Origin of the sequence: Epilithonimonas mollis, from assembly GCF_900142325.1 — a bacterium.
GTDB classification, from domain to species: domain Bacteria; phylum Bacteroidota; class Bacteroidia; order Flavobacteriales; family Weeksellaceae; genus Epilithonimonas; species Epilithonimonas mollis.
The window spans coordinates 200,093-222,570 of the sequence record NZ_FRAM01000004.1 but is presented as its reverse complement, the minus strand read 5'-3'; the positions used below and the strand labels follow the sequence as shown (position 1 = coordinate 222,570).

Below are 22,478 nucleotides of genomic sequence, written 5' to 3'. Positions count from 1 at the left end.
TCAGAGTTTTAGCGTTTCGGGATTATGAAGACGAATGATATCTGCTCCTTTTTCCAATAACTTATGATGCAATTCTAAAGTTTCATTATCCACTTCATTTGCGTATTTCCCGAGAGGTTTATAAATGAATGATTTTTTGGAAATACCAGCCAGAACCGGATATCTTCCGAAGCCAATGTATTCAAAATCATTAATCATTTTATATTGATCCTCAACTGTCTTTCCGAAACCAAATCCCGGATCGAGAATGATATCATTAATGCCTTTTTGCTGTAAGACATTGATCTTTTCCGAGAAAAACCGGTTGATTGACATGATAATATCTTCAAATTTAACTTTCTCATGCATAGATTCATAACAAGAGCTGATATGCATCAATATATAAGGTAAGCCGGCATTTGAAACCGTATCCAAAAGTTCAGCATCAAATTGTCCGGCAGAGATATCATTAACAATATCAATGCCTTCATTGTAACCAAATTTCACAACATCCGAATAAAAAGTATCCAAAGAAATCAGGCTTTCCGGAAATGTTTTTTTGATCAATGATATTGTATTTCCAATCCTTTTGATTTCTTCCCCGGCTTTCAAAAAATCGGCATTGGGACGGGTAGACTGTGCACCAATGTCGATGATTGTTGCACCGTTTTCTAATAAGTTTTCAGCTTGTAAAAGTGCCTTTTTTTCATTGTTGTATTTTCCGCCATCAGAAAAAGAATCGGGCGTTAGATTCAGTATTCCCATCAGTGTTGGTCTAGACAGATCGATCAACTTACCATTGCAACTGATCGAGAAAAACTGAGATTGATTTGACATTTTGTAAGAAAAGACCATGAAACAAAAGTAAGGATTTCAATTAGAAATGACTGACTCCTGACAGATGATTTGAGAAAAACAAAAACTGATAACCATCAATTTTTAACTTTCAACTAAATTTGTATCTTTGAACCAATTGACCAATTTATGCACAATACATCCGCGCAATTTGATGAAGTAATAACAGGTTGCAGAGACCTTTTCCAGAAAAAAATGAAGGATTACGGAACCGCCTGGCGCGTTCTTCGCCCGAGTTCTATCACAGACCAGATTTATATTAAAGTCAGCAGAATCCGTACTTTGCAGATGACAGATGTGAAAATGGTAGACGAAAGCGAGGAAGATGAGTTCATCGCAATCGTCAATTACTCCATCATCGGATTGATACAATTGGAAAAAGGATTTTCCGACGAAATGAATGCAAATCCTCATGAAATTATCAGCCTTTATGATGTTTACGCCCAAAAAGCAAAGGAATTGATGGAGCGCAAAAACCACGATTATGGCGAAGCCTGGCGTGAGATGAGAATTTCCTCTATTACAGATTTAATTTATCAAAAAGTATTGAGAACCAAACAGATAGAAGATAATCAAGGGGAAACTTTGGTTTCGGAAGGTTTGGATGCGAACTATTTTGATATGCTGAATTATGCTGTTTTTTGTCTGATTAAATTTAAAAATTAAAATAACCAGTAAGAATTATGAAAGCAGTTTTACGCTATATAGTTGCACTTATCTTTATCGCTTCCGGTTTCGTGAAAGCCGTTGATTTGAAAGGGTTTTCTTTCAAGCTGGAAGAATATTTTTCACCAGTTGTTTTCAATTTGCCGTTTTTGGAAAATTATGCTTTGGTGTTTTCAATCATTGTAGTTGTTCTGGAATTGGTTTTAGGTTTTATGATGTTGATGAAAATCAAACTTAAGGAAACTATCTATGCACTGATTGTGCTTTGCATTTTCTTTGGTTTTCTTACATTTTATTCCGCTTTTTATAATGTTGTTACAGATTGCGGATGTTTCGGAGATGCACTGAAATTCACGCCCTGGCAATCATTCTGGAAAGATATTACGCTTTTGGTTTTATTAATCATATTGGCTTTTCTTTACAGAAAACGTGAAGAAAATGAGAAAGTGAGATTTGGAAAATTACCTTTGCTTGGTGTTTTTGTTTTGATTATGATTTTCGTGATGTTCAGAGGAATTGTTCACGAGCCGATGATCGATTTCAGAGCTTATGCAATTGGAACAGATCTGGCGTCAGAAAAGCAAAAAATTGATAAAAACCCTTCCGAATACAAAACTTTTTATTCACTTAAAAATTCAAAAACCGGCGAAGTTAAAAAAGTAGATCAGTACGAATACATTAATAAGGAATATTGGAAAGATACAAATTGGCAAATCGAGGAAGGAAAAACTACGTCCGAAATTTCTAAAAAAGGTTATGAATCTGAGATTTCAAAATTCAAAGTGGAAGATATCAACGGAAACAATATCACCGACGGTATTCTGAAAGAGCCGAGAGTAGTTTTAGTTTTCACTTATAAACCAAAGGAAGCAGATCCGGAACTGGTTAAAAAAACAGAGATCAAAGCTTTGACAGAGAAAGCAAAAGTTTACGGAATCAGCACGAAGCCAGATTTCTATAAACAAATTCCAAATTTTATGATGGATGAAATCGCCATCAAAACCATAGCCAGAAGCAATCCTTTCGTTCTGATTTTAGAAAAAGGAAAAGTGGTGGAAAAACTGGGAGTTAAAGATTATTTGGATCAATAATCTTAAATATTAGGAAAAATATCATATTGGTCTAACATCTAAGTCTAATATCTAACATCTATATTTGTATAATGAGAAAATCAAACAAACCAATCGCCGGCTATCATTTACTGATGATTCTGTCCGCAGTCGATGGAATAATAAAGCCGGAAGAAGGACTTAAAATTCAGGAATATATGGCAGAAGAATTTCCGTTCCGCCTGAATTTGGATGACGAGTTGGAGATCATTGCTCAGCTGACGTCGGACCAATGGCAGAATCACTTCGAGTTTCATGCGAAATGTTTTGAAGAGGATTCTACGGAAAAGGAGCGAAAAGACTTTATTCAATTTGCAAAATCTCTTATCAAAGCTGACAACAAAGTGAGCGATGACGAGCACAAATTCTACATTCTACTTAAAAACCTTTGGAAATTAAATTAATATCAAAATGAGAAAGAACATTGTTGCAGGAAACTGGAAAATGAACAAAACCTATGCTGAGGCGCAGGAACTGATGTATCAGCTTTTGGAATACAAAAAAAATAATGCTACCAACTGCGAGGTCTTCATCGCACCGCCAGCTTTGTATCTTGCAGCTGCGAAGGAAGTTTTCAAAAATGGGGAAGTGGGCGTGTATGCTCAGGATGTTTCAGAATATGCGAGTGGTGCTTATACTGGAGAGATTTCTGTAGATATGCTGGCATCCATTGATGCAGACGGAAGCCTGGTTTCGCACTCCGAGAGAAGAACTTTCCACGGCGAAACAGACAGCCATGCTAACAGAAAGGTAAAAGCGCTTTTAGACAAAGGTCTCACGCCAATCTATTGCAATGGTGAAAAGCTGGAAGAAAGAAAATCAGGAAGACATTTCGAAGTTGTTAAAAATCAAACTGAAACTGCACTTTTCACTTTATCCGCTGAAGAAATCAAAAAAGTAGTGATAGCTTACGAACCAGTCTGGGCCATCGGAACCGGTGAAACAGCAACTGCAGAACAAGCACAGGAAGTTCATGCCTACATCAGAAACCTGATTGCAGACAAGTACGGAAAAGAAGTAGCTGATGAAGTTTCTATCCTTTACGGGGGAAGTGTGAAGCCCGATAATGCTAAGGAAATCTTTTCTCAGCCTGATGTGGACGGCGGTTTGATCGGTGGCGCCGCACTAAAAATCGAAGACTTTTCAAAAATTATTGAAGGCTTTAATAATTAATTCATATTTTCACAGGCCACAAATTATTTGTGGCTATTTAAATTTCTTATGAAAAAACTATTAACCACGATTTCTTTATCCGTTTGTGTTTTTCTATTTTCACAAACTTCATTACCACAAACTTCTTCGAAAGGAACAATTGTTACAAAAACCAATCAAACCATTGAGTTTAGGAATTTGAAATTCGAAAAAGGTAAAATTACTTATACTGATAAAAATACTAATGCAGAGGAATTTTTATATGATAATTCTGTAAAATCAATGTCTTATTATGATAATGATGGAAATCTGAAATCTTATGAAGCTCAGGAAATGATAGCAGATAATATTTCTGGTAATGTTTCTCAACAAAATAATCATATTACTGAGCCGGAAAAAATTATCAATAAACCTGCTAAATTAGGCTCTGACAAAGAAATCATCAGTTATCTTATTCAAAACCGGAATCAGGATTATCTGAAAGGTCAAAAGCTGAATAATTTAGGAACCGGATTTCTAATTGGAGGAGGAGCTTGTGTTGTAATTGGAGCTGTTATCAATTTAAATTCAGGTGCTGATGAGCCAACAATAACCAATCAAAAACCTGAATCAAAAGGAAGCCCGATACCCATTATCATTGGATTGGTCGGAATGGGAGCTGGAGCGGTTATGAAAATTTCCGGACATTCCCAAATGAAGAAAGCTGTCAATAATTATAAAACAGCTGGTATTAATAAAATAAACCCTGCTTATTTTGCACTGGCTGATAACAAAGGCTTAGGGTTACAAATTAAATTTTAAAGTCTTTACTTAATGAGAATTGAACATCTTGGAATTGCTGTCAGATCTTTATCAGATTCGGATGATTTATTTGCCCGACTTCTTGGCAAGCCAAATTACAAACAGGAATCCGTGGAAAGAGAAGGTGTAAAAACGTCATTCTATGGACTTGGAGATAGTAAAGTTGAACTCTTAGAAGCCACCAATGCCGACAGTCCGATTGCCAAATTCCTCAATAAAAATGGAGAAGGCATTCATCATATTGCATTTGGCGTGGAAAATATCGGATATGAAATTGAAAGATTGAAAAAACAAGGCTTTATTTTTATCTCAGAAGAGCCTAAAGAAGGTGCTGATAACAAATTAGTTGTCTTCCTGCATCCGAAATCTACCAACGGTGTGTTGGTAGAATTGTGTCAAGAAAAACCTTGAAAAGTTTGGTAGATAAAGAAAAAGTACTATTTTTGCAAACACAAAATTTAACCAATTTTGAGGTCCTATAGCTCAGTTGGTTAGAGCACCTGACTCATAATCAGGTGGTCCCTGGTTCGAGCCCAGGTGGGACCACAATAAAACCCTTGGATGTACTGATATTCAAGGGTTTGTTTTTTTGTAGGGAATATCTTATTTTTTTTCATATTCAAAAAAATAAATTGTTCATTTACCTAACTACTTAATATTTACATTTGCACTATAATTTGATCAATTGAACAAAATCCTTATCATCGACGACGAAGAAAAAATCAGAACTTTACTTTCCAGAATTATAAGTTTGGAAGGTTTTGAGGTTTTTCAGGCTTCTGATGTAAAAAATGCTAAGAAACGACTCGAAGTTTCGGAAATTGATGTGGTTATCAGCGATGTGAAACTTCCAGATGGAAGTGGTGTTGAGTTCTCAAAAATCATTAAAAATAAATATCCATCCCTGGAAGTCATTCTTTTGACCGCTTACGGCAATATTCCCGATGGTGTTCAGGCGATTAAAAATGGTGCTTTCGATTATATTACAAAAGGTGATGACAACAACAAAATCATTCCTTTAGTCTATAAAGCATTGGAAAAAGTAGCTTTAAATAAAAGAGTTTTACAACTCGAGAGACAACTTGACAATAAGCAATCTTTTGATAATGTCATCGGAAAATCAAAACTGATTCAGTTCGCTATCGATTCAGCTAAAAAAGTGGCTGGAACTGACGCAACAGTTTTGCTAAATGGGGAAACCGGAACTGGAAAAGAAGTCTTTGCGCAGGCTATTCATAATGCAAGTAATCGCAATAAACAGAATTTTGTGGCGGTCAACTGCTCGGCTTTCAGCAAAGAATTATTGGAAAATGAATTGTTTGGTCATAAAGCGGGAGCGTTCACTGGCGCAATGAAAGATTCAAAAGGGATTTTTGAAGAAGCCAACAACGGAACTGTTTTCCTGGATGAGATAGGAGAGATGCCTTTGGATTTGCAGGCAAAGCTATTACGTGTCTTGGAATCTGGAGAGTTTTTGAAAGTCGGAGACAGCAAACCGACGAAAGTTAATGTTAGAATTATCGCCGCAACCAACCGAGATTTGCAAACTGAAATAGACAAAGGGAATTTCCGTGAAGATTTGTTTTATAGAATCAATATTTTCAACATCATTCTGCCGTCGTTGCGCGATAGAACTTCTGATATTCCGGAACTAGCCCATTATTTTCTTGTTAAATTTTCTCAAAAAATCGGAAAAAAAATCATTTCTATTTCTGATGATTATATTGATATTCTTAAAAAACATTCGTGGAAAGGCAACATTCGCGAACTTAGAAATATCATCGAGAGAAGCATCATTTTAGAAGATAACAGCATTTTATCAATCAATAGTTTACCTTTTGATTTACAACAGTCAAAAATTTCCCAAACTGCAAACAATACTTTGTCCGCATTCTCAATGGCAAGCGCAGAAAAAATCCATATCCAGAAAACGCTGAATTACACCAAAGGCAACAAAACCGAAGCCGCACGTTTGCTGGAAATCGGGATTGCAACCTTGTATCGCAAAATAGAAGAATACAAAATATCATAATTAATTATCATATTGAGAAAAAGCCTATCATTTTGATAGGCTTTTTTGTTTTTTAAATTTTAAAAAATAATTTTAATTGATTGATTTCCATGGGATTGAATGTTTAAATTATCAAAGGGAATGTATCTTGGCATTAATGATTCAAAATAATAATAAAATGAATCACACAGAAGCCATTCAGGAAATTATCAAAGTTGCACCTGAATCTGAAGAAGAGTTCAAAGAAATCTACAAGACTAAAAATTCTTTTATGGTCATCAATGTTTTCACAAAACAAATCCAAAAACTGATAAAAAAGAAAGACAAAATCATCCTCATCAATTGTCTCAACAAAATGAATGAAATCTACAGAAAGGGCGACCATACCTTGAAAAATGCCGTAGAATCCATTTTCATTTATTCATTGGACAGTATGATTTTTTCCTGTGACCAAGTTTATAAAAATCTCATTTTTGAAAAGATTCCTGTGGGTTTGCAAAAGGCTTATTTCCGTCAGGTTTACAAATCCGGATTATAAAGTTCAAAACAATGAAAAGCAAAAACCGGCATGATTGGGAACTTTGGAAAGCTTCCGGGTCCAGACATCAATTTCAGATTCTAATCGTCAATATTGCTGTGATTCTCAGTGTTTTTGTAGTCGCCGCAATCATTCAATTTTCATAAAATTCAACAATGACAACAATAACAATTTTCTTAGGATCGGCTCTATTTGCCATCTTTTTTCTAACCGTCAAATACTTCGAAAAAATATGATCGTTCTATTCATAATCGCCCTTGCCGTCTTCGCATATATGTGTTACGTGCTTATAAAACCGGAAAAATTTTAAAAGTGAAAGTTTACGGTAAAAAGTTAGTAGGTATGTGCCACTTTTTTTACCTCTTACTTCTAATATCTAACTCATTACAAATTAAAAAATGAACTCAGAAATTTTAGGAATTATATTAATGTTCTTTCTCACCGTATCTCTCGCGATACCGCTTGGAAGATACATTGGTAAACTGTTCAGCAACGAAAAAACTTGGCTGGATAAAATTTTAAACCCAATAGACAACATTTTCTACAAACTCTCAGGCATCAATCCGGAAAAGGAAATGAATTGGAAACAACATCTCTTGGCATTGTTGACCATCAATTTAGTTTGGTTTTTAGCAGCAATGTTCGTACTCACCAATATGAGTTGGCTTCCATTGGATCCGGACAACAATCCATCGATGAGCGGCGATCTGGCCTTCAACACCGCCGTGAGCTTTGTGACCAATACCAATCTTCAGCATTACTCAGGAGAAACCGGAATCTCATATTTGGGTCAATTGACCCTTATGCTTTGGCAATTCATCAGTGCAGGTTGCGGAATGGCCGCAGCAGCAATTGTTTTCACAGCAATGAAAGAAAAAACGACCGATAAGCTCGGGAATTTCTACTTCTTTTTTGTGAGAAGTTGCACCAGAATTCTGTTTCCAATTGCTGTTGTAGTAGCTTCTCTATTAGCATTCAACGGAACACCGATGACTTTTGAAGGCAAAGACACAATCACCAATCTGCAGGGCGATAAGGTAGAAGTGAGTCGCGGTCCTGTTGCCGCATTTGTCGCTATCAAACATTTGGGAACGAATGGTGGCGGATTTTTTGGTCCTAACTCAGCTCATCCATTAGAAAACCCCAATTATTTCACCAATATCGTCGAAATTGTTACCCAAATGCTGATTCCGTTAGCAATGATTTTCGCAATGGGTTATATTCTTAGAAGAAGAAAACTGGCTTGGACAATTTTTGGTGTAATGACAATTGGATTTTTATTGTTGATGATTCCAACTGTGATTTCAGAAACTGGCGGAAATCCTGCAATTTCTAATATGGGAATTTCTCAGACGATGGGAAATATGGAGGGTAAAGAAATCAGATTCGGTTCTGCAGCTTCGGCTTATTGGAGCATCGCAACCACCGTTATTTCAACAGGAAGTATCAACTCGATGCACGATAGTTTTATGCCAATCAGCGGAATGAATCAACTACTCGGAATGATGGTCAATTGTTTCTACGGCGGCGTCGGCGTCGGATTTTTGAATTTTTATATCTTTATCATTCTGGCCGTTTTCATCAGTGGACTGATGGTCGGCAGGACACCAGAATTCCTCGGCAAAAAAATAGAAGCGAAAGAAATGAAAATCGCAATGATGATTGCCTTGCTTCATCCATTTTTGATTCTTGCAGGAACTGCAATTGCAAGTTATACTTATGCCGGTAATCCTGAAACTTACGCCAGTTGGCTCAACAATCCAGGTTTCCACGGTTTCAGCGAGATGCTTTATGAATTCACTTCTTCAAGCGCCAATAACGGAAGTGGTTTCGAAGGTCTGGGCGACAACACGCCATTCTGGAATATTGCCTGTGGGATTGTGATGTTGATGGCAAGATATCTACCAATCATCGGTCCGGTTGCAATTGCAGGCAGTTTAGCTGCCAAGAAATACATTCCGGAAAGTGCAGGAACTTTGAAAACAGATACTTCTACATTTGGATTGATGGTCTTCGCTGTCATTGCTTTGGTTGCAGCATTGTCATTCTTTCCGGCATTGGGATTGGGTCCGATTGCAGAATATTTTTCAATTTAATTTTTATCAGTAATGAAATCGCCATTAACAAGATTCGTAAACAAAACAAGTTATTAGGCGATTGTATTTGACATTTAAAAAAAAATAAATTTTTCCAAATGAAAGGAGATAATAACAATTTGTTTCAAAAAGAGCTCGTGAATGAGGCTTTGAAACAATCATTTATAAAACTAAATCCAGCTAAAATGTTCCGAAACCCGGTGATGTTTATGGTTTGGGTAGGAACGCTGGTAATGGCTGGCGTTTGCGTCTGGATTGCGAAGGGCGAACAAAATCAAGGTAGTTTGATTTATAATGTTGTCGTAACAGCAGTTCTTTTCATCACGTTACTTTTTGCCAATTTTGCCGAAGCTATAGCCGAAGCAAGAGGAAAAGCACAAGCCGACTCACTCAGAAAAACAAGGGAAGAAACGCCCGCAAAATGGATTAAACCTGTTGGTGATATTTTCAATGATGAAATCACAAGCGTGCCTTCTTCTGAACTTAAAAAAGGCGATGTATTTCTTTGTGAACCTGGCGATATTATTCCTTCAGACGGAGAAATTATCGAAGGTCTTGCAACCATTGACGAAAGTGCAATAACAGGAGAAAGCGCACCCGTCATCCGGGAATCTGGCGGCGACAAAAGCAGTGTGACGGGTGGAACAAAAGTGCTTTCTGACAGAATAAAAGTAAAAGTAACAACAGAACCTGGCGAAAGTTTTCTTGATAAGATGATTGCTTTGGTAGAAGGTGCTTCCAGACAAAAAACACCAAACGAAATTGCTTTGACCATTTTGCTGGCAGGTTTTACATTAGTTTTCATCATCGTGACTGTGACTTTGAAACCTTTCGGAGATTACGCCCACACACCAATTACTATTGCCGCTTTCATTTCATTATTTGTTTGTTTGATTCCAACCACGATTGGCGGATTATTGTCAGCCATCGGAATTGCCGGAATGGACAGAGCTTTGCGAGCTAATGTCATCACAAAAAGTGGAAAAGCGGTAGAAACAGCGGGAGATGTAGATGTGCTTTTGCTGGATAAAACAGGAACAATCACCATCGGGAACAGAAAAGCAACGCATTTTCATTTGGCTAACGGAATCGATGATAAAGATTTCAAGAAAGCTGTTATACTAAGTTCAATGTCGGATGAAACGCCGGAAGGAAAATCCATTATAGAATTGGCTGGAGTCAGTCCTTCAAGCTATGAAATCAAAAATTCGGAATTCATCAAGTTCACCGCAGAAACAAGAAGTTCAGGTATCAATTATGACAATATCAGAATTCGAAAAGGTGCTTCTGATGCTATCCGAAATTTGGTAGAGAAAGCAGGCAATCCATTTCCGAAAGAAACAGAAGAAGCCGTAAAAAATATTTCTAGCAACGGAGGAACGCCTTTAGTCGTTTCGGAAAATGAAAAAGTTTTAGGTGTTGTAGAACTTCAGGATATCATCAAGCCGGGCATTCAGGAACGTTTTGAACGTTTAAGAAAAATGGGAATCAAAACTGTTATGGTAACCGGTGACAATCCACTAACCGCCAAATACATCGCTGAAAAAGCTGGTGTAGACGATTTCATTGCCGAAGCCAAACCGGAAGACAAGATGAATTACATAAAAAAAGAACAATCCGAAGGCCGTTTGGTAGCAATGATGGGCGACGGAACCAACGATGCGCCTGCTCTCGCTCAGGCCGATGTTGGTGTAGCAATGAACAGCGGAACTCAGGCTGCTAAAGAAGCCGGAAATATGGTGGATTTAGACAATGATCCGACCAAACTGATTGAAATCGTTGAGATAGGAAAGCAGCTTTTGATGACCCGCGGAACTTTAACGACCTTCAGTATTGCCAACGATGTTGCGAAATATTTTGCCATTGTTCCAGCCTTGTTCATCGCTTCGATTCCAGCGCTTCAGGGTCTTAATATTATGAACCTGCATTCTCCGGAAACTGCTATTCTATCAGCAGTTATCTTCAATGCGATTATTATTCCGATCTTGATTCCGTTGGCTCTGAAAGGCGTTGCCTACAAACCAATTGGCGCCAGTGCATTGCTCAGGAGAAACCTTTTGATTTATGGTCTGGGAGGTGTTTTGATTCCTTTCATCGGGATAAAAATCATTGACCTTTTAGTGTCGTTATTCTTTTAGGATGATTTGGGCAGCTTTTCCGTCCTCCGTTCCCGCTATTTTTTGCCAAGCTTTTCCCGCTACAAAAAAATGAGCTCCACTCAGGCCGGGCTGCAGATTCAGGATAAAAGACGTCTCAACAATCGATAGAACATTTAAAATCAATCATAATGAAACAAAATATATTATCAGCCATCAGACTCACAGCAGTTTGCCTATTATTTTTCGCTGGATTTTACACCTTAATCATTTTTGGAATCGCCCAGTTTTCTCCAAACAACGGGAAAGGCGAAATCCTGACTTTCAACAATAAAAAATATTACGCCAATGTTGGTCAAGCTTTTACGGAAGACCAATATTTCTGGTCGCGTCCATCGGCTGTCGATTACAATGCAGCGGGCGCAGGAGGAAGCAACAAAGGTCCCAACAATCCTGATTATCTAAAAAAAGTACAGGAAAGAATCGACAACTTTATGAAACATAATCCGGACGTCAAGAAATCAGAAATCCCTTCTGATCTGGTCACAGCAAGTGGAAGTGGACTGGACCCGGATATTTCTATTCAGGGAGCCAAAGTTCAAATTAAAAGAATTGCTAAAATCAGAAATCTTAATGAAAATCAAATTGAGAAATTGATCATATCCAATACAAAAAAACCTTTTCTAGGAATCTTCGGAACTGAAAAAATCAATGTTCTGAAACTCAACATTGCTTTAGACGGTTTGAAATAATATTAAAAATTAAAAAATGAAAATAACTATAAAAATGGCATTTTCAATGCTTGCATTATCCACTATGCTTTTTGCACAAGAAGTAAATGAGCCACTGAAAATCTCCGTTTACGCAGAATTATATTATCAGTTTGAGGCCAATAATCCAAAAAATAATTTACGTCCTTCATTTATTTACAGCCACAACAGAAACAATGAAGTCAATCTGAACTTAGGTTTCATCAAAGCGAATTATGAAACCGATAAACTCCGAGCCAATCTCTCATTAGCAACAGGAACGTATATGAATGCCAATTATTCTGCTGAATCTGGTGTTTTAAAAAATATCTACGAAGCCAACGTTGGTGTAAAAATCTCGAAATCAAAAAATCTTTGGATCGATGCAGGGATTTTGCCATCACATATTGGATTCGAAAGTGCTGTGAGCAAAGATTGCTGGGCTTTGACCAGAAGTCTACAGGCGGAAAATTCGCCTTACTTTGAAAGTGGCGCCAAGATATCTTACACCAGCAATTCGGGAAAATGGTTTTTGAGCGGTTTGGTGCTGAACGGCTGGCAAAGAATCCAAAGAGTGGCTGGCAATTCTACCGTGGCGTTCGGTCATCAATTAACTTATAAACCAACCGAAAAAATAACGTTGAACAGCAGTTCATTCATCGGAAATGATAAACCGGATAGTATCAGACAAATGCGTTATTTCCATAACTTGTACGGTATTTTTCAATTGACAGATAGATTCGCTTTGACAACCGGATTTGATATTGGGGCTGAACAAAAGGCGAAGGGAAGTGAGCAGTATAATGTCTGGTATTCGCCGGTTATGATTGCGAAATTCAGTCCGACCGAAAAGCTGAGCTTTGCGGTAAGAGGCGAGTATTACCAAGATAAAAAAGGCGTCATCATTGCGACCGGAACAGATAATGGTTTTCAAACGTTCGGATATTCTCTGAATGCCGATTACTGGATTCTTCCGAATTTGGTCTGGCGGACAGAAGTAAAAAATATGAACAGCAAAGACCCGATTTTCCTTACCAGAAATGAGGCTTTTAAGAATAATAATTTTTCTGCAGTGACATCACTAGCCGTTAGTTTTTAACTGGTGAACAATCTTATTTGTAAACTAACTAACTTCATTGCAATACTTTTTCCACTTACTTTTCACCTCTCACTTAAAAAATTATGGATGAGAAAAAATCTGCGCAGGACTTCCTCGATTTAATCAAAAAATCACGGCGGGGAAAATTCAAGATCTACATCGGAATGAGTGCTGGTGTGGGAAAAACATACCGAATGCTTCAGGAAGCGCACACTCTTTTGTTAAACGGCATCGATGTGAAAATCGGCTATATTGAAACGCATAACCGAAAGGAAACCCACGCTCTGCTGGATGGACTTCCTGTGATTCCGAGACGAACTTTGTTTTATAAAGGAAAAGAACTGGATGAGTTGGATGTCCAGGCGGTGATTAATCTGCGGCCGGAAGTTGTGATTGTGGATGAGTTGGCGCATACAAATATCCAAGGAAGCAAAAATGAAAAACGCTGGCAGGATGTGATGGAGATTCTGGAATCTGGGATTAATGTGATTTCCGCAGTTAATATTCAGCATATCGAAAGTCTGAATAAAGATGTGAAGGAAATTACGAATATCGAGGTCAAAGAAAGAATTCCGGACAGCGTGTTGGGACAGGCCGACGAAGTGGTCAATATTGACCTGACGTCAGAAGAACTGATTGACCGTCTGAAAGCGGGAAAAATCTATGACCAGTCGAAAGTCAATTCGGCCCTGAGTAATTTTTTCAAAAGTGAAAATATCCTGCAACTGCGTGAACTGGCTTTAAAAGAAGTGGCTTCGCAAGTCCAGCGAAAAGTGGAAACCGAAGTTTCATCTATCAAAAATATCAGAAAAGAAAAGTTTCTGGCTTGCATCAGTTCCAACGAAAAAACGGCGAAGAATGTCATTAGGAAAACGGCGAGATTAGCCAATTATTACAACAGCCAATGGTGTTTGCTGTACGTACAGATTCCAAGAGAAAGTGCAGATAAGATTGCGCTGGACAAGCAAAGACATTTGATTAATAATTTTAAATTAGCCACAGAATTAGGCGCAAAAATAATTAAAGTTGAAAGTCCAAGCATTGTGCACACCATTATGGAACAGTGTGAAGAACAGAAAATTACTACAGTCTGCATCGGTAAACCGCATCTCAATCTCTGGAAAATCATTGTCGCGACGGATACTTTCAATACCTTGCTCAATAAATTGTCTAAGGAAAGTATCGACTTGGTTATACTTAGTTGATAGTTGAAAATTTAAAATTGAAATATGAAAAGTCAAAATATTTTAAAAGATAAGTCTTACATTTTTGCTATAAGAAGTGTGAAGTTTTATAAATTTTTGAAAGATGAAAAAAAAGAATTTATTTTTATCAAAACAAGTTTTGAGAATTGGAACTTCTAATGGTGTAATGGTGGAAGAAGCTTTGCATGGATAAATAAAATGGATTTTATTCACAAACTTTCTATAGCAAATAAGGAAGCAAACGAAACAAGATATTGGAATAAGATTATTGAAAGATACAGATTTTATTGAGGAAAAATTATCGCAATCTCTTATTTTCGATTTGGAAGAATTGATAAAGCTTTTGATGGCAATTATTAAAACCACAAAAAATTCTATTTCTAAGTGATTTCAATTTTAAATTCATCGTTATCAATTTATTAAAATGAAAATTAAAACAAAATTAAACATCGGTGTCGGTCTTCTATTTATGATGATTTTGGTACTTTCTGTCCTGAGTGGCTGGTACATCAATCAACTGAAAAAAGATACGAATAACATCCTGAAAGCCAATTACAACACATTGGAATATTCCCGGAATATGCTTCTGGCTTTGGAGGAAATCAACTCTGACCCGTTGGCTTTCAAGGTTTTTCAAAAACATCTGAGTAAACAAAAGGAAAATGTGACCGAACAAGGTGAGAAAGAAGCAACGGATAATGTGGCCATTCATTTTGATGCTTTGAAGAAAGATTCAAAAAATATGCTTCTTCAATCTTCCATAAGAAAAGACATTGCAGAGTTGATGCAACTGAATATGAGCGCCATTGAGCATAAAAGCAGTATTGCAGATTCGACGGCGAAAAGTGCGATAATGGGGATTTCTGTGACGGGGATGTTATGTTTCATCATTGCCTTTATTTTATTGGTAAATTTGCCCTCAAATATTGCAAATCCGATAAAAATATTGACGGAAAGTATCAAACAAATTGCTAACGAGAACTATAAGGAAAGAATTCATTTTGAAAGCAGAAGCGAGTTTGGAGAATTGGCAAGATCTTTCAACACAATGGCAGAAAAACTTCAGGAATATTCGGAAAGTAAGCTGGACAAAATCATCAGAGGCAAAAAACGTATCGAGACTTTGATTGACAATATGCACGATCCTGTGATTGGCATTGATGAAAACAAAAAAATACTTTTCGTGAATGATGAAGCATTGAAAATTACCGGGCTGCAAAAGGAAAATTTTGTTGGGAGGTTGATTCAGGATGTGGCGGTTAATAATGATTTAGTGCGGGATTTGATTAAGGAAATGACTAATAGTTCCAATAATAATTCTGACAAAGAACCAATGAAAATCTATGCACACGGAAAAGAAAGTTATTTTGAAAAGGAAATCATCGACATCAATGTAATCCCGACTGGTGAGAAAGAAAGCCAGTTTATTGGTCAGGTGATTATGTTGAGGAATATTACGCCTTTCAAAGAATTGGATTTCGCCAAGACCAATTTTTTAGGAACGGTTTCTCACGAGTTCAAAACGCCGATATCTTCCATCCAGATGGGACTTCAGCTCCTGGAAAATGAGAGAATCGGAAACCTGAATGATGAACAGAAAAATCTGGTCCATGGCATCAAGGAAGACTCCAACCGACTTTTGACAATCACTGGCGAATTGCTTAATGTCACTCAAGTAGAAAGTGGAATTATCCAGCTTAATTCAAAACTCTCAAATATTCAAGACATCATTGATTATGCTGTGAATGCTAATAAATCATCTGCTGACCAGAAGGAAATTAATATTAAAATCAAAATCCAAGAAGGCCTGACAGAAGTATTCGCTGATGCCGAAAAAACGTCTTGGGTTCTGAACAATCTCTTGTCCAATGCCATTCGCTATTCTTATGAGAATTCTGATATTGAGATTGATGTCAGAAGTGAAAGTAATAAAATCAAATTCTCAGTAAAAGATCACGGGCGCGGAATTGAACAGCAATATTTGGAAAAGATTTTTGACCGGTATTTCAGAATTCCTGGAACCAAAAAAGAAGGAACCGGATTGGGATTGAGCATCAGCAAACAATTTATAGAAGCACAAAAAGGACAAATCTTTGTGGAAAGTGAAATAGGATCGGGAAGTAGATTTTCATTTTATTTGTAGCCAAATTATACAAAATTGATATCTATACAATTACTTTCTCCTCAGATGTCTCATCGGAAAGTTCTTCCCCGATAGATAAGGCCACACGTTTACCAGCTGTATCGCAAAAGTCCAACCCGGAATAATCAGGATTGAGACCACCGATAAAAGGAACAGCCATAATGTACAGTCCTTTTACAATAGCACCAAATGGATCGAGAGACTGAAAGTGATCATTGATCTCAACGCCATGGACATTCATATAATAATTGTTATTAAATCCTTTATGTACCTGAATATCAGCGTTTATAAGCCTGGATGCCTCGTCGTTGTTTTTGAAATTAAGGTAAGCAGCACTTACTAAATCATCTTTTTGGAGACCTGGAAAAGGTATATCTTTAACCTCCAATGGCTGTTGCCCCACAGCATCAATAAAGAGTGGATAATGCTGCTCGATTTTTTTATCATCAACCGACTTATAATGGTACACTGCTCCAACTTTTGAATGCGGTTCTACATAACTTTCCTTGTCTACCTGCGTCAGATCCAGGATGTCAGCTTCATACAATGCGATGAGCTCTTCATAGGAAGACTGAGGAAGTGAAGCGATAATTACCGATATCAGTGGCATCATGGTTTTTCTCAGTCTGATCATATCCTCAGCCGAAAAATGTTTTGCAGGATAGTTCATAGCATAACTGAATGCCGCCAGGCACTCTTTCCAGCTGATGCTTTGCTTTCTGTGTATCGAGCGTTCGGCCTCTTTATATTCGGCCTGGAAAAGAGTGAAACTATCCAATTCTCTGCGAATCCCTATCATTTTCTCCACAAATGCTTCGATGCTTAGATCCTTGATTGTTTCAAAAAATTCAGGATCCCTGTTTTTCAAAGGTTTCTTAAAGCTTTTATCATACACATAATCCAGGTCTATAAATCCACCATGATTTTGTTTATACTCATAGATCTCATCCAATGACATTATCCATTTGCCGGAATATGCCTGATCCTCTGAATGAAACCGCAATGCAGGGAGAAAACCGCCGGTAGAGAACATCTCTATCTTGAAGTTTTGAGACGTATCATTCAATTTATATTTAAGATTGCCATTCTCCAGCCTGATGAAAGTTCCATTCAGTCGTGCAAGAGTTTTTACAGCATCCACTGCAGTCAGAGATGAGCCTCTCACGGCAACAGTATGATTGGATGGAGATGTAAATTTAGACGGTGGATAAGGAGAATCAAACCAGCCTTCTACAAGACCTTCATAAGTCTTTGGCCAATAGTGACCGGTACAAAGAACTGCAAAATGCACGTTCACATTTTCTTTTGAAGTGATGATCGAATAGCTGTTGTCTGAATTATTTTTCACGATATCCCTGACCTCGCAGTTGGTATGGAAAATGACACCTGTTCCCTGCTTTTTTGCCTTCCTGATGTAAAATTTAAATACAAATTCAAGATAATTTCCCAAAAGCAGTCTGGGTATCACTTTATAAGGATTGAAGTTACGAGGCAAAAAATCAGCAAAACTTTCCGGCGGATGCGATTCTATATAATCTTCAAAGCTGATTTCAAAATTTGGCAACTCATTGGCAGAAACATTTGCAACATGTTCCAAGGATGATCCGTCTTTACCATAAGGCATTCCCACACCCATTCTGTCATTTTTTTCAAAAATATATATGCGCTCCAGGTTTATGCTATTCTCCACCATGTTTTTTAGAAGTAGCAAGGCAGCAGGACCACCGCCAACAATGCCTAATATCATAGAATTATTCACATTCATAATTTTTTGTTTTGCATTACCAAAATGTATTCCTTTTTTTATCAGAATATCATTTAAGTATAAAAAATGTTTTAGCTTTATGATTGTATGATATGGAAAGATTGTTAATTATATTTATATTTGAAAATGAATATCAGTAAAATTTCGGATCCGGAATTCAAAAAAGAAATTGCTTCAAATGACAATCTTAAACTTTTTCCCAAGGGAACGGTTATTTTAGATATCAATTCTTACATCAATTATATTCCGTTGGTACTCTCAGGAAGCATAAAAGTAATGCGTACTGATGAAGACGGACGGGAAATTCTTCTTTATTATCTTACGCCTGGTGAAAGCTGTATTTCTTCTATACTTTCCGGGCTTACTCAGGATACTTCAAAAGTGAAAGTTGTAGTAGAAGAAAACGCCGAGATTCTTATGATTTCCCTTCAGCAGGCGAAAGACTGGCTCAGGAAATATCCGGAATGGACGGATTTCATTTTTGGACTTTACCAAAGAAGATTTGAAGACTTATTGGAAGTAGTCAATGCAGTTGCTTTTCAGAAAGTAGATGCAAGATTATTACATCTTTTAAACCAAAAATCGCAGCTTTATAAATCCAAAGAACTTTCTGTAACCCATCAGCAACTAGCAGATGAACTTGGAATCACTCGCGAGGCGGTAAGCCGTGTTCTTAAACAAATCGAAACCGAAGGCAAGATAAAACTTTCCCGAAATAAAATTACGCTATTGTAACTTACATCACTGACGGATATTATTCCTGAAGGTAAATTTGCATTATCAATTTAAACAATCATTAAAATGTTAGATGCAATAAAAAACCTTTTCGGGATGGATAAAACCGATTACGCAGAACTTGTGAAAAAAGGAGCTGTGATTTTAGACGTAAGAAGTAAAAGCGAATATGACGGAGGACATATCAAAGATTCAATTAATATTCCTGTAGATCAGCTTCAGAAAAATCTCTCGAAATTAAAAGACAAGGACAAAACAATAATCACTTGTTGCGCTTCCGGAATGAGAAGTGCTTCTGCTAAAAGTATTTTGCAGAATAATGGCTATAAAAATGTTCACAATGGTGGTGGCTGGGCAAGCCTGAACAATAAAATCTAAACTGATGGAAGCACATTTTTATAACGTCGATGTAAAGTGGGAAAGTGATCGTAAAGGTGAAATCTCATCATCAGAAATTTCTCAAAAATTAGAGGTAGCCACACCACCACAGTTTCCTAAAGGAATGGAAAATATATGGTCTCCGGAACATCTGTTCACCGCAGCAGTAAGCAGTTGTTTAATGACCACATTTTTAGCAATTGCAGAAAATTCCAAGCTGGATTTTGTCAATTTTGAATGCAATTCTAAAGGAAAATTAGAACAGATTGATGGAAAATTTCTGATGACAGAAGTCATTCTGGAACCTGTTGTTATGATTAAGAATGAGGCAGACAGAGAAAAAGCGGAACGTGTTCTCCAAAAATCTGAAGCTAATTGCTTAATTTCCAATTCAGTTAAATCTAAAATTACTATGATTTCTGAGATCAAATTAGCATAAATGTCTCCATATACTTTTCAATTGTTACCGCCGCCTTTGGCGGTTTTTTTTGTTAAGTTTCAGTAAATATTTCTTTATGTGATAAAGGTTACTGTGCAGCATTTTGCATCATCTTATTTTTGCTTTAAAATTAGAGAAATGAGAAAAATAAGCCTACTTATTTTATTATTGACAACCTATTCAGAAGTTTTTTCACAAGAGGCTGTTCCTATTTCAAAAACAGATCTGGAAAGTAAAGTAAGCGACAATAATCTTCAGGTAAAAATGGCAAAAAAAGAAGCAGAGCTTGCCCAAGCCGAACTGTTGGGAACAAGAGCAATGTATCTTCCTAATGTGAATGCTTCTTACACATTTTCCAATACCAACAATCCTTTGTATGCCTTTGGTTCAAAGCTCAATCAGGCGAGGATCACAGCAATGGATTTCAATCCGGATAACCTTAATAATCCTAAAAGCATCTCCAATTTTGCGACAAAAATAGAAGTTCAGCAACCCATTATCAATATGGATGCGGTGTATCAAAAAAAAGCCGGACAAGTAAAAGTTGAGGCGCTCAACATCAAAACAGAAAGAACCAGAGAATACGTTCAGTTTGAGCTGAAGAAATCCTATATGATGCTTCAGCTGGCTTATAAAATGCTCGAAACCCTTGAAAATGCTAAGCAAACAACACTTGCCAATAAAAAAGTAATCGACAATTATTACAAAAACGGTATGATTCAGAAATCTGAAGTGTTGTATATGGATGTAAGGATCAGCGAGATAGAAAGTCAGATTCAGACAGCAAAATCCAATGTAAAAAATGCTTCGGATTACCTTTATTTTTTACTGAATGAAAACTCTGATAATAAAGTGCTAAAGCCCACAGAATCTTTGCAATACACAGAATATATCGTTGATTCTAATCTGAGATTAAACGACCATCGAAAGGATTTACAAGCTTATCAAAAATCTCTCGAAGCTTACGACTGGATGATTAAATCTTCAAAAGCCAAGTTTCTCCCAAAACTCAATGCTTTCGGAAGTTTTGAGATGTATGACAACAAAGTTGCCCAATTCAATGCCAACGGTTATCTCGCAGGAATTCAGCTTTCCTGGAATGTCTTTGACGGACTCAAATCAAAAAGCGAACAGGAAAAATATAAAGCAGAGCGTTCCAAGGCAGAAACCGAAATCGAGCAATATACCAAACAAAGCCAGCTGGAACTCAGTAAAGCCAATCGCCAGATAGAAGATGCGCAAACAAAGGTCAGTTTTACAAAGCAAGCTTGGGAACAAAGCAAAGAAGCCTACAGAATCCGAAAAAACCGTTACGATCAGGGGCTGGAAAAATCGGCCGACCTGCTCTCCGCAGAAACACTGATGTCTCAAAAAGAACTGGAATATCAGCAGGCTGTTTTTGAGTACAACGTAGCCGGTGAATACCAGCAGTTTCTGAAAAAATAATTTTCAGAAGCAAAGACTTGAATGGTTCAATAACAATAGCTGCAGGTGAAATCTGTGGAACAAATAAAAAGAAAAAATTTAATAATGAAAATATACCTTTATTCAACCTTGATTCTCAGCGCACTTCTGATGGGAAGCTGCTCCTCAGACGAAAAAAAATCCGCACAGAATTCCGATGCGCCAATTTCTGTTACAGTCAGTCATAGCATATCAGGCTCGGAAGGTTCATCTGCCACAGCAAGCGGAAAACTGGTGGCAAAAAATTCAGTCAATGTTTCTACCCGGATGATGGGTTATATCACTTCAATGAAAGCTGAAGTGGGACAAAACGTCACAGCAGGTCAGCTTTTGGTAAACATTAATGCAACAGATATTCAGGCAAAAGGCGGACAAGCCAGTGCGCAGATTTCTCAGGCTCAGGCCAATTATAATATGGCTAAAAAAGATTACGAAAGATTTCAGAATTTATATAAATCTCAAAGTGCTTCCCAAAAAGAACTCGATGATATGAGAGCACGCTACGAAATGGCAAGTGCAGGTTTACAGGCTGCGCAACAGATGAAAAACGAGGTGAATGCTCAGTACCGTTACACCAATGTTACTGCGCCAATTTCCGGAACCATTACCGCAAAATTTGCGGAACAAGGAGATTTGGCAAATCCGGGAATGCCTTTACTGACGATAGAATCGCCATCATCTTTGCAGGCTCAGGTTTTGGTTTCTGAGCAGAATATCACAATGATTTCCAACGGAATGCCGGTTGATGTCACCTTAAAATCAATGAACAGAACCGTTTCCGGAACAGTATCAGAAATCAGTAAATCGGCAACGAACACAGGTGGACAATATATGGTGAAAATCAACATTCATAATGCTTCCGATTTGCTTCCTGGAATGTTTGTGAATGTGCAATTCCCTTTCAAAACATCAGGAAAAATAAATCAGGATTTTAATGAAACAATGATGATTCCTACTTCAGCTTTGGTAGAAAACGGTCAGCTTGCAGGCGTTTATGTGGTTAGTTCTCAAAACACAGCCGTTCTCAGATGGATAAGAACAGGAAAAACATTAGGCGATCAAGTCGAGGTTTTGTCAGGTTTGAACTCCAAGGAAACCTACATTGTTTCTTCAACAGGAAAATTGTATAACGGAGCAAAAGTTCAAGTAAAATAATGTAATAATATATCAATTGAGAAATTTACCAATGAAAATCATT

General features: G+C 37.2%; 23 protein-coding genes and 1 tRNA gene. 22 read left to right on the top strand and 2 right to left on the bottom strand.

The features are described from left to right. The gene (gene folP / locus BUA97_RS15245; RefSeq protein ID WP_073000111.1) at window positions 1–816 is read right to left on the bottom strand and encodes a dihydropteroate synthase; all 816 of its coding nucleotides are present in this window, start codon (window positions 814–816) and stop codon (window positions 1–3) included. A 147-nt stretch (window positions 817–963) separates the two neighbouring features. On the opposite strand from folP, the gene BUA97_RS15240 reads away from it, so the two are divergent. The 17 genes from BUA97_RS15240 to BUA97_RS15160 all read left to right on the top strand — a co-directional run bounded on the left by BUA97_RS15240 (window position 964) and on the right by BUA97_RS15160 (window position 16,499). Beyond that, entirely contained in the window at window positions 964–1,500 is a 537-nt protein-coding gene (locus BUA97_RS15240; RefSeq protein ID WP_072999880.1) for a DUF1599 domain-containing protein, read from the top strand. Between the two features lie 17 nt (window positions 1,501–1,517). After that, on the top strand, window positions 1,518–2,591 hold the full coding sequence (locus BUA97_RS15235) for a BT_3928 family protein (protein ID WP_072999878.1): 1,074 nt from the start codon (window positions 1,518–1,520) through the stop codon (window positions 2,589–2,591). A 71-nt stretch (window positions 2,592–2,662) separates the two neighbouring features. Next, entirely contained in the window at window positions 2,663–3,013 is a 351-nt protein-coding gene (locus tag BUA97_RS15230; protein WP_072999875.1) for a tellurite resistance TerB family protein, read from the top strand. Between the two features lie 7 nt (window positions 3,014–3,020). Beyond that, entirely contained in the window at window positions 3,021–3,782 is a 762-nt protein-coding gene (gene tpiA, locus BUA97_RS15225; RefSeq protein ID WP_072999873.1) for a triose-phosphate isomerase, read from the top strand. A gap of 48 nt (window positions 3,783–3,830) precedes the next feature. Beyond that, complete coding sequence (locus BUA97_RS15220; RefSeq protein ID WP_072999871.1) at window positions 3,831–4,562, top strand: hypothetical protein; 732 nt, start codon at window positions 3,831–3,833, stop codon at window positions 4,560–4,562. A 12-nt stretch (window positions 4,563–4,574) separates the two neighbouring features. Next, the gene (gene mce, locus BUA97_RS15215; RefSeq protein ID WP_072999868.1) at window positions 4,575–4,973 is read left to right on the top strand and encodes a methylmalonyl-CoA epimerase; all 399 of its coding nucleotides are present in this window, start codon (window positions 4,575–4,577) and stop codon (window positions 4,971–4,973) included. Window positions 4,974–5,034: 61 nt separating this feature from the next. Continuing rightward, window positions 5,035–5,108: transfer RNA gene (locus BUA97_RS15210), tRNA-Ile, on the top strand. A 139-nt stretch (window positions 5,109–5,247) separates the two neighbouring features. Beyond that, complete coding sequence (locus BUA97_RS15205) at window positions 5,248–6,594, top strand: sigma-54-dependent transcriptional regulator (RefSeq protein ID WP_072999866.1); 1,347 nt, start codon at window positions 5,248–5,250, stop codon at window positions 6,592–6,594. 157 nt (window positions 6,595–6,751) lie between these two features. Beyond that, the gene (locus BUA97_RS15200; protein ID WP_073000108.1) at window positions 6,752–7,111 is read left to right on the top strand and encodes a DUF7674 family protein; all 360 of its coding nucleotides are present in this window, start codon (window positions 6,752–6,754) and stop codon (window positions 7,109–7,111) included. Window positions 7,112–7,343: 232 nt separating this feature from the next. Beyond that, entirely contained in the window at window positions 7,344–7,421 is a 78-nt protein-coding gene (gene kdpF, locus BUA97_RS17035; protein WP_139258359.1) for a K(+)-transporting ATPase subunit F, read from the top strand. Between the two features lie 88 nt (window positions 7,422–7,509). Further along, window positions 7,510–9,207, top strand: a complete 1,698-nt coding sequence (kdpA, locus tag BUA97_RS15190) for a potassium-transporting ATPase subunit KdpA (RefSeq protein ID WP_072999861.1) — start codon at window positions 7,510–7,512, stop codon at window positions 9,205–9,207. Between the two features lie 98 nt (window positions 9,208–9,305). Continuing rightward, window positions 9,306–11,345 carry a potassium-transporting ATPase subunit KdpB gene (gene kdpB, locus BUA97_RS15185; protein ID WP_072999859.1) on the top strand — a complete coding sequence of 680 codons (2,040 nt, stop codon included), beginning with the start codon at window positions 9,306–9,308 and terminating at the stop codon, window positions 11,343–11,345. 149 nt (window positions 11,346–11,494) lie between these two features. After that, entirely contained in the window at window positions 11,495–12,055 is a 561-nt protein-coding gene (locus BUA97_RS15180) for a K(+)-transporting ATPase subunit C (protein WP_072999857.1), read from the top strand. Between the two features lie 16 nt (window positions 12,056–12,071). Beyond that, window positions 12,072–13,151: a porin gene (locus BUA97_RS15175; protein WP_072999855.1), complete on the top strand. Its 1,080-nt coding sequence runs from the start codon at window positions 12,072–12,074 to the stop codon at window positions 13,149–13,151. Between the two features lie 83 nt (window positions 13,152–13,234). Further along, window positions 13,235–14,356 (top strand): histidine kinase, encoded by a 1,122-nt coding sequence (locus BUA97_RS15170; RefSeq protein ID WP_072999853.1) that lies wholly within the window; start codon window positions 13,235–13,237, stop codon window positions 14,354–14,356. A 198-nt stretch (window positions 14,357–14,554) separates the two neighbouring features. Next, complete coding sequence (locus BUA97_RS17450; protein WP_317041424.1) at window positions 14,555–14,647, top strand: four helix bundle protein; 93 nt, start codon at window positions 14,555–14,557, stop codon at window positions 14,645–14,647. Window positions 14,648–14,780: 133 nt separating this feature from the next. Next, the gene (locus BUA97_RS15160) at window positions 14,781–16,499 is read left to right on the top strand and encodes a sensor histidine kinase (protein ID WP_072999851.1); all 1,719 of its coding nucleotides are present in this window, start codon (window positions 14,781–14,783) and stop codon (window positions 16,497–16,499) included. Between the two features lie 22 nt (window positions 16,500–16,521). Here the strand turns inward: BUA97_RS15160 and BUA97_RS15155 are convergent, their stop codons facing one another. Continuing rightward, window positions 16,522–18,264 carry an FAD/NAD(P)-binding protein gene (locus tag BUA97_RS15155; protein ID WP_072999849.1) on the bottom strand — a complete coding sequence of 581 codons (1,743 nt, stop codon included), beginning with the start codon at window positions 18,262–18,264 and terminating at the stop codon, window positions 16,522–16,524. Window positions 18,265–18,390: 126 nt separating this feature from the next. Here BUA97_RS15155 and BUA97_RS15150 point away from each other — a divergent pair, with 126 nt between their 5' ends. The 5 genes from BUA97_RS15150 (at window position 18,391) to BUA97_RS15130 (ending at window position 22,435) form a co-directional block, all read left to right on the top strand. Beyond that, window positions 18,391–18,999, top strand: coding sequence for a Crp/Fnr family transcriptional regulator (locus BUA97_RS15150; protein ID WP_072999846.1), 609 nt, complete (start codon window positions 18,391–18,393; stop codon window positions 18,997–18,999). 66 nt (window positions 19,000–19,065) lie between these two features. Then, on the top strand, window positions 19,066–19,377 hold the full coding sequence (locus BUA97_RS15145; protein WP_072999844.1) for a rhodanese-like domain-containing protein: 312 nt from the start codon (window positions 19,066–19,068) through the stop codon (window positions 19,375–19,377). A gap of 4 nt (window positions 19,378–19,381) precedes the next feature. Then, window positions 19,382–19,816, top strand: coding sequence for an OsmC family protein (locus BUA97_RS15140; RefSeq protein WP_084081360.1), 435 nt, complete (start codon window positions 19,382–19,384; stop codon window positions 19,814–19,816). A gap of 138 nt (window positions 19,817–19,954) precedes the next feature. Then, window positions 19,955–21,262 carry a TolC family protein gene (locus BUA97_RS15135; RefSeq protein ID WP_072999840.1) on the top strand — a complete coding sequence of 436 codons (1,308 nt, stop codon included), beginning with the start codon at window positions 19,955–19,957 and terminating at the stop codon, window positions 21,260–21,262. Window positions 21,263–21,346: 84 nt separating this feature from the next. Then, window positions 21,347–22,435: an efflux RND transporter periplasmic adaptor subunit gene (locus tag BUA97_RS15130; protein ID WP_072999837.1), complete on the top strand. Its 1,089-nt coding sequence runs from the start codon at window positions 21,347–21,349 to the stop codon at window positions 22,433–22,435. Window positions 22,436–22,478 lie beyond the last annotated feature (43 nt).

What these genes read in the sequence shown, in the direction of transcription:
- BUA97_RS15140 (WP_084081360.1), top strand. Translation starts at nt 19,382, where the DNA reads ATGGAAGCACATTTTTATAACGTCGATGTAAAGTGGGAAAGTGATCGT.
- BUA97_RS15240 (WP_072999880.1), top strand. Translation starts at nt 964, where the DNA reads ATGCACAATACATCCGCGCAATTTGATGAAGTAATAACAGGTTGCAGA.
- BUA97_RS15160 (WP_072999851.1), top strand. Translation starts at nt 14,781, where the DNA reads ATGAAAATTAAAACAAAATTAAACATCGGTGTCGGTCTTCTATTTATG.
- BUA97_RS15170 (WP_072999853.1), top strand. Translation starts at nt 13,235, where the DNA reads ATGGATGAGAAAAAATCTGCGCAGGACTTCCTCGATTTAATCAAAAAA.
- BUA97_RS15180 (WP_072999857.1), top strand. Translation starts at nt 11,495, where the DNA reads ATGAAACAAAATATATTATCAGCCATCAGACTCACAGCAGTTTGCCTA.
- BUA97_RS15230 (WP_072999875.1), top strand. Translation starts at nt 2,663, where the DNA reads ATGAGAAAATCAAACAAACCAATCGCCGGCTATCATTTACTGATGATT.
- BUA97_RS15155 (WP_072999849.1), bottom strand. Translation starts at nt 18,264, where the DNA reads ATGAATGTGAATAATTCTATGATATTAGGCATTGTTGGCGGTGGTCCT.
- BUA97_RS15200 (WP_073000108.1), top strand. Translation starts at nt 6,752, where the DNA reads ATGAATCACACAGAAGCCATTCAGGAAATTATCAAAGTTGCACCTGAA.
- BUA97_RS15175 (WP_072999855.1), top strand. Translation starts at nt 12,072, where the DNA reads ATGAAAATAACTATAAAAATGGCATTTTCAATGCTTGCATTATCCACT.
- kdpF (WP_139258359.1), top strand. Translation starts at nt 7,344, where the DNA reads ATGATCGTTCTATTCATAATCGCCCTTGCCGTCTTCGCATATATGTGT.
- BUA97_RS15135 (WP_072999840.1), top strand. Translation starts at nt 19,955, where the DNA reads ATGAGAAAAATAAGCCTACTTATTTTATTATTGACAACCTATTCAGAA.
- BUA97_RS17450 (WP_317041424.1), top strand. Translation starts at nt 14,555, where the DNA reads ATGGATTTTATTCACAAACTTTCTATAGCAAATAAGGAAGCAAACGAA.
- BUA97_RS15235 (WP_072999878.1), top strand. Translation starts at nt 1,518, where the DNA reads ATGAAAGCAGTTTTACGCTATATAGTTGCACTTATCTTTATCGCTTCC.
- mce (WP_072999868.1), top strand. Translation starts at nt 4,575, where the DNA reads ATGAGAATTGAACATCTTGGAATTGCTGTCAGATCTTTATCAGATTCG.
- BUA97_RS15130 (WP_072999837.1), top strand. Translation starts at nt 21,347, where the DNA reads ATGAAAATATACCTTTATTCAACCTTGATTCTCAGCGCACTTCTGATG.
- BUA97_RS15150 (WP_072999846.1), top strand. Translation starts at nt 18,391, where the DNA reads ATGAATATCAGTAAAATTTCGGATCCGGAATTCAAAAAAGAAATTGCT.
- kdpA (WP_072999861.1), top strand. Translation starts at nt 7,510, where the DNA reads ATGAACTCAGAAATTTTAGGAATTATATTAATGTTCTTTCTCACCGTA.
- BUA97_RS15220 (WP_072999871.1), top strand. Translation starts at nt 3,831, where the DNA reads ATGAAAAAACTATTAACCACGATTTCTTTATCCGTTTGTGTTTTTCTA.
- BUA97_RS15145 (WP_072999844.1), top strand. Translation starts at nt 19,066, where the DNA reads ATGTTAGATGCAATAAAAAACCTTTTCGGGATGGATAAAACCGATTAC.
- tpiA (WP_072999873.1), top strand. Translation starts at nt 3,021, where the DNA reads ATGAGAAAGAACATTGTTGCAGGAAACTGGAAAATGAACAAAACCTAT.
- folP (WP_073000111.1), bottom strand. Translation starts at nt 816, where the DNA reads ATGTCAAATCAATCTCAGTTTTTCTCGATCAGTTGCAATGGTAAGTTG.
- kdpB (WP_072999859.1), top strand. Translation starts at nt 9,306, where the DNA reads ATGAAAGGAGATAATAACAATTTGTTTCAAAAAGAGCTCGTGAATGAG.